The following is a 6,000-nucleotide window of genomic DNA, read 5'->3' as shown; positions in this document are numbered from 1 at the left end:
ATGCGTAATTAACATCCACTCACAGCAACACCCATCACGTAGGTCGGGCGAGCGCAGCGACTCCCGACGTTAAAATCACAATAAAATCCCTCAATATCTCTGCACGCCAATAAAGTAGCATTTGCTAAGTGACTCTCTACCGCTGTGGGCACTACGACATTACCAGGCTTCAAATTGTAGAAACCCGTTACAGCAATGTAACGGGTTTTTTGCTGTCTGGGGTTTAGTAAATAGCCAAGACCCCATGCCGAACTCAGTAGTGAAACAAAACAGCTCGAAGGCGAGCCCCGGCCAAAGATAGTGTAGCATTTGCTATGTGACTCTCCACCGCTGTGGGCACCACGACATTACCAGGCTTCAAATTGTAGAAAGCCCGAATCTAACGATTCGGGCTTTTTTACGTCTGCAGAAAAGTGAAATGCGCGCAATTAACACATACTCATATCGCGACACAAAGATAGTGTAGCATTTGCTATGTGGCTCTCTACCGCTGTGGGCACTACGACATCCTACTGCGTAGCGCACCGACCTCAAATTGTAGAAACCCGTTACAGCAATGTGACGGGTTTTTTGCTATCTGGAATTTAATAAATAGCCAAGAGCACATACCGAACTCAGTAGTGAAACAAAACAGCTTGAAGGCGAGTCTCGCGGCAGGCCGCCCCGACACAAAGAGTGTGTCGCATTTGCTATGTGGCTCTCCACCGCTGTGGGCACCACGACATTACAAGGCTTCAAATTGTAGAAAGCCCGAATCTAACGATTCGGGCTTTTTTACGTCTACAAAAAAGTAAATGCGCGCAATTAATATACACTCACATCAACACCCATCACGTAGCGCAGCGACTCCCGACGTTAAAATTACAACAAAATCCCTTAATATCTCAGTCGGCCAATAAATTAACATTTGCTACGTGACTTTCTACTGCTGTGGGCACTATGACATTACACAAGCTCCACACTGTAGAAAGCCCGGATCTAACGATTCGGGTTTTTTTACGTCTGCAGAAAAGTGAAATACGCACAATTAACACACTACATCAACACCCATCACCTAGGGCGGGCGAGCGTAGCAACTCCCGACGCTAAAATCACAACAAAATCCCTGTCGGCCAATAAAGTAGCATTTGCTACGTGACTCTCCACCACTGTGGGTATCGTGACATTACGCAGGCTTCACATTGTAAAGAGCCTTGCTCTAACTATTTAGTAGCCTATTAGACATTCCCATTAGGTATATAGCCTTATTTACAGACACTAGTAAGCAATTAATTGGCGGGAACTATTGTGCGCTAAGTTTACCTAAGTGATTTACCGCATTACATCTGTAACTAACTACCGTTTTAGCGCGTGCAGAATAAATACACATACCTGATAAGTATACTAATCGGCAATAATATCTAATCAATTTGGTGGATTGAACTTGACGCTAATTGCGTTAATAATTTCTGATATACGATTGCATGGAGACTAAAGGTTGAGCAATTTAGGAGTAATTGACGAGAACAACGAAATAAAGAAATTTTTGTCCTCAAATAGATCATTTAACTGGGTGGATTGGCGTAAAGTTTATTTTATATTCTATTGGTTCTAACTAACCATCTATACACTCCAATAAAAAACAATGCTGCAGATCCAAAGCCACTCAATATCCAAATGACTTTTAAAATGTTACCGCCAATGCTGCCGTCATGTAGAGGGTGTATCCAGTTTTTAATTTTACTAGCCGTACTTTGCTTATCTATATTAAACACGGTTTCTAACTTTCCTGTAAGGGCATTTACCTCTATATAGCTATGTGGAAAGCGATAAGAAGGATCATTTCTAGTCTGATATCTAAATCTATAAATGGCATTTAAGTTTGATGGTGTTTCCACCCAAGCTAAACGTGCTCCGGGTAATGCTTTTTGAGCTATGAGTATTGCTTGCGATAAGAGAATATTGGGTTGTTTACTCGGTTGTATTTTTGTTCTTAGAGGTGAGCTTATATCGCTAATTAGGGTTGTTAATATAGGATTTGTTTGCTTTGGAATAGCGAGCATAACACCTGTAACAGTGAGAACTAATAATGGCACGCAGAAGCTTAATCCAATTAGTTTATGCCAGTCGTATAGCAAACCTATTTTAGATCTACGAGATTTAAACTTTAGTGACTTTATCCACTGCCCAGACTTTGGAAGCCAAGCAAAGAACCCAGAAATAAGAAGAACTAATGAGGCTACACCTATATAGCCGACAACAAGTGTGCCTGTCGCTCCCGTTAGTAATGAAAAATGTAGGTTGTACATCCAAGTTACTAGATATTCCCCCCAGTAGTCTTTGCGTATTACTTCATCGCTATTACTAGATAGCCAAACCATTAAGGGAGCAAAAGCTTGCTCTTTTTTTTCTATAGGATTGTAGTAGCGTGCGGGTACAATTGAATTCATACCTGTATTTTCTAATCGCCATGGCCCAAGCTTTGTAGGGAAATTTTTCCTTAACGTACTGTATGCTTTATCCCAATTAGGTGATTTTGTATCGGCAGTAGTGTGATCAATTGGATTTAACAGTGAGTCTATTTGTGGGTAATAAACTAATACGGAGCCAGAAATGCTAATAATAGTGAGTAATACGCCTACCGAGAGCCCTAAGTATAAATGTAACCGTCTTGAGGTTTTTCGCCATGAAAGCTTTGGTGTCATCAATTAAATAGCCGTGATGGGTAATGCTGATTTATTGGGCATTAGGAAGTGATCAATTATGCGGTATATTATATGGTTTTTGATATAAGTTGTGCGGCATTTTGTCGCACTTATTAAGTTAGGTATTTAGAAAGTAAAACGCCAGCCCTTGGCTGGCGTTAAAATACAATCTTAAAGTTTATTTAAGCTTTAGGTCCTGCATTTTTTATATCGTCTGATACGTCGTACTTAGCAAAGTTTTCAGTGAAGTCAGCGGCAAGCTTTGCTGCATATTCATTGTACTTAGCTTTATCTTCCCAAGTATTAATCGGATTAAGTAAGTTAGTATCTACACCTGGAACGGCTACTGGTACATCTAGGTTTAAAACATCAATGTGTTGAGTTTCAACACCCGCTAATTTACCAGATACGATTGCATCAACTACTGCGCGAGTAGTCGGAATATCAAAGCGCTTACCTGTGCCGTAAGGGCCACCAGTCCAGCCTGTATTTACAAGATATACTTTAGCGCCAAACTCACGAACTCGCTTCATAAGAAGTTCAGCGTAAACACCTGCAGGACGTGGGAAGAATGGTGCGCCAAAACATGTAGAGAAAGTTGATTCAATATCGCTAGTAGAACCAATTTCAGTAGAGCCAACTTTAGCTGTGTAACCACTTAAAAAGTGAAAAGCAGCGGCTTCTTCACTAAGAATAGAAACCGGTGGTAATACACCGCTTACATCACAGGTTAAAAATACAACAGCTTTAGGCTCGCCCGCGCGGTTTTCTACTTTACGTTTTTCAACGTGTTCAAGTGGATATGCTGCACGGCTATTTTGGGTAAGGCTAGTATCGTTAAAATCTGGAACGCCTTTTTCATCTAGCACTACATTTTCTAAAATAGTACCAAAGCGTATTGCGTTCCAAATTACAGGTTCATTCTTTTGTGAAAGGTCGATACATTTAGCATAACAACCGCCTTCAATATTAAATACGCTGCCAGGTGCCCAACCGTGTTCGTCATCGCCAATTAAAAAGCGAGTTGGATCTGCTGAAAGTGTTGTTTTACCTGTACCAGATAAACCGAAGAATAATGCTGTATCGCCTGCTTCACCAACGTTAGCAGAACAGTGCATTGGTAATACACCTTTTGCTGGAAGTAGGAAGTTTTGTACAGAAAACATCGACTTTTTCATTTCACCGGCGTAACGCATACCTGCTAGTAATACTTTGCGCGCTGCAAAGTTAATAATAACGGTGCCATCACTGTTAGTGCCATCACGTTCTGGCTCACATACAAACGAAGGAACGTTCATTACTTGCCATTGTGGTAAGTTTGAGGCGTTATAGTTTTGTGGTTCAATAAACATGTTTTTGGCAAAAATATGATGCCACGCTGTTTCTGTAGTTACTACTACAGGTAGATAATGTTCAGGGTCTGCGCCAACTTCTAGGTGAGAGGTGAAGTGGTCATTACTTTGAACATGTGCTTCTACGCGAGCCCATAAAGCGTCAAATTTGTCTGCATCAAACGGGCGGTTAACATTGCCCCATTGAATGTCATCTTGAGTAGTAGCTTCTTGTACAATAAAACGATCTTTTGGTGAACGGCCAGTTCGTTTTCCTGTAATTGCAACAAAAGCACCATTTGCGGCTAAAGTACCTTCGCCACGGCGGATCGCATGCTCGACAAGTTCAGCTGCGGTTAAATCGACAAAACGTGTAGCGCCTGTAGTCATGTTTATACCTAACTATGTGTGAGAGTTTGAACGGATAGCTCTGGGGTTATCAGTGCCCTTAAACTGAAATTATAGTAACAGAAGGTTTTAAGATATTCGAGCCCGTAAAGCCTCTAAAAACACATATATTTAAGAAAAAACATGAATAATTTCAATGATACCGGTGTCATGAAATTAGCAGAAAAGATGACACCGGTATCATCTTTTTATAATATAAAACCGCATATTTTGCGGCTTTAATTACTATATATAGATGAAGCTGAATATTTAGTTGAAAATGCTTTTTATATCTTGTTCGTTAAAAACATACTCTTTTAAACAGTAATGACAATTAATATTAACAGACCCTTTTTCGGTTACATCTTTAAGTAGTTCTTCTTGCCCAATATTAACAAGTGCAGTAATTGTTTTATCACGACTACAACCGCATTTGAATTTAATCGCTTGAGGTTCAAATACGCGAGGATTATCTTCGTGATAAAGGCGTGTAAGGACAGTATTAGCATCAAGGTGTAATAGTTCTTCATCTTTAATTGTGTTACTTAATGCTTCTAGATGTGCAAAGTCTTCAATTGATTTTTGTTTATCAACTGGAAGTACTTGTAAAAATAAGCCACATGCTTTTGCGCTACCTTCTGTTGTGTCGGTTGCAAACCAAAGGCGTGTTTTCAATTGCTCTGACTGCTCAAAGTAACTTTCAATACATTCACTAAGGGTATCGTGCTCTAGTGGCACTATACCCTGATAACGCTCGCCTTTGTTTGGCGTAATAGTAATCACCATATAGCCTTGACCAATAAGCTCTTTTACAGTTGTGCCCGTAATTTCGCTTTGCAGGCGTGCAATGCCACGCATGTTTTGTTTGTCATCGCCATTTATAACTGCATATTTAACAGGGCCATCGCCTTGAAGTTGTACAGCAATTTCACCTTCAAATTTTAATGTGGCGGTTAGTAAGCAGGTCGCAACGAGTAACTCACCTAGCAATGCTTTAACTGGCTCTGGATAATTATGGTCGGCAATCATTTCATTATAAGCACTCTCGATTTGCACGAGTTCGCCACGAACATCTAGTTCGTTGAATAAATAACGGTGAAGTAAATCTTGTTGCATGAGCGGCTATACCTAACTTGATTTCATTTTTAAAAGTTCGCGTCTTTGTTTTTTGTCCGGTTTTTTATCCGGATGAGGAGCAAAGAAGCTGTTATTTTTGCGTGCGATGCTGTTCTCTTCGCGTTTAGCAATACTGGCATCAGATTCTTGATACATGGTCTGTGCAATGGGGGCGCTTTGGCGTTTTTCAAGCACAGAAAGTATAGTTATCAGCTTTTCATCTACACCTTGGGCAAGTTTTACCTTTGCGCCAACTTCTACTATTTTACTCGCTTTTGTACGTTGGCCATTATAATGTACTTTGCCGCCTTGCACCATTTCACGCGCAACGGCGCGGGTTTTATAAAATCGCGCAGCCCATAACCATTTATCTAATCGAACTTTTAACTCATCCGCATGGTCTGAGTTAGTATTAGCATTACTTTTTTTACTCATAAGGTGCTCCCCACGTTTTATAGCTTAAAATTTATCATGAAATCATC

Annotated in this window: 4 protein-coding genes; all 4 read right to left on the bottom strand. The window is 40.4% G+C overall.

All coding sequences use genetic code 11. The annotated features are described in order from the left end of the window. Nucleotides 1-1,574: 1,574 nt before the first annotated feature. The 4 genes from PX700_RS20530 to hslR all read right to left on the bottom strand — a co-directional run bounded on the left by PX700_RS20530 (nt 1,575) and on the right by hslR (nt 5,953). Entirely contained in the window at nt 1,575-2,684 is a 1,110-nt protein-coding gene (locus PX700_RS20530) for a PepSY-associated TM helix domain-containing protein (protein ID WP_479521766.1), read from the bottom strand. 182 nt (nt 2,685-2,866) lie between these two features. After that, nucleotides 2,867-4,405 carry a phosphoenolpyruvate carboxykinase gene (locus PX700_RS20525; RefSeq protein WP_415638806.1) on the bottom strand — a complete coding sequence of 513 codons (1,539 nt, stop codon included), beginning with the start codon at nt 4,403-4,405 and terminating at the stop codon, nt 2,867-2,869. Between the two features lie 267 nt (nt 4,406-4,672). Beyond that, nucleotides 4,673-5,518 (bottom strand): Hsp33 family molecular chaperone HslO, encoded by an 846-nt coding sequence (gene hslO, locus PX700_RS20520; RefSeq protein ID WP_415638792.1) that lies wholly within the window; start codon nt 5,516-5,518, stop codon nt 4,673-4,675. Nucleotides 5,519-5,530: 12 nt separating this feature from the next. Further along, nucleotides 5,531-5,953, bottom strand: a complete 423-nt coding sequence (gene hslR, locus PX700_RS20515) for a ribosome-associated heat shock protein Hsp15 (RefSeq protein WP_479521765.1) — start codon at nt 5,951-5,953, stop codon at nt 5,531-5,533. Between the last annotated feature and the right edge of the window lie 47 nt (nt 5,954-6,000).

Source organism: Pseudoalteromonas sp. TP27 (genome assembly GCF_056470645.1).
Note: the sequence above shows the minus strand (reverse complement) of the source record. Positions and strands in the feature narration are given on the sequence as shown.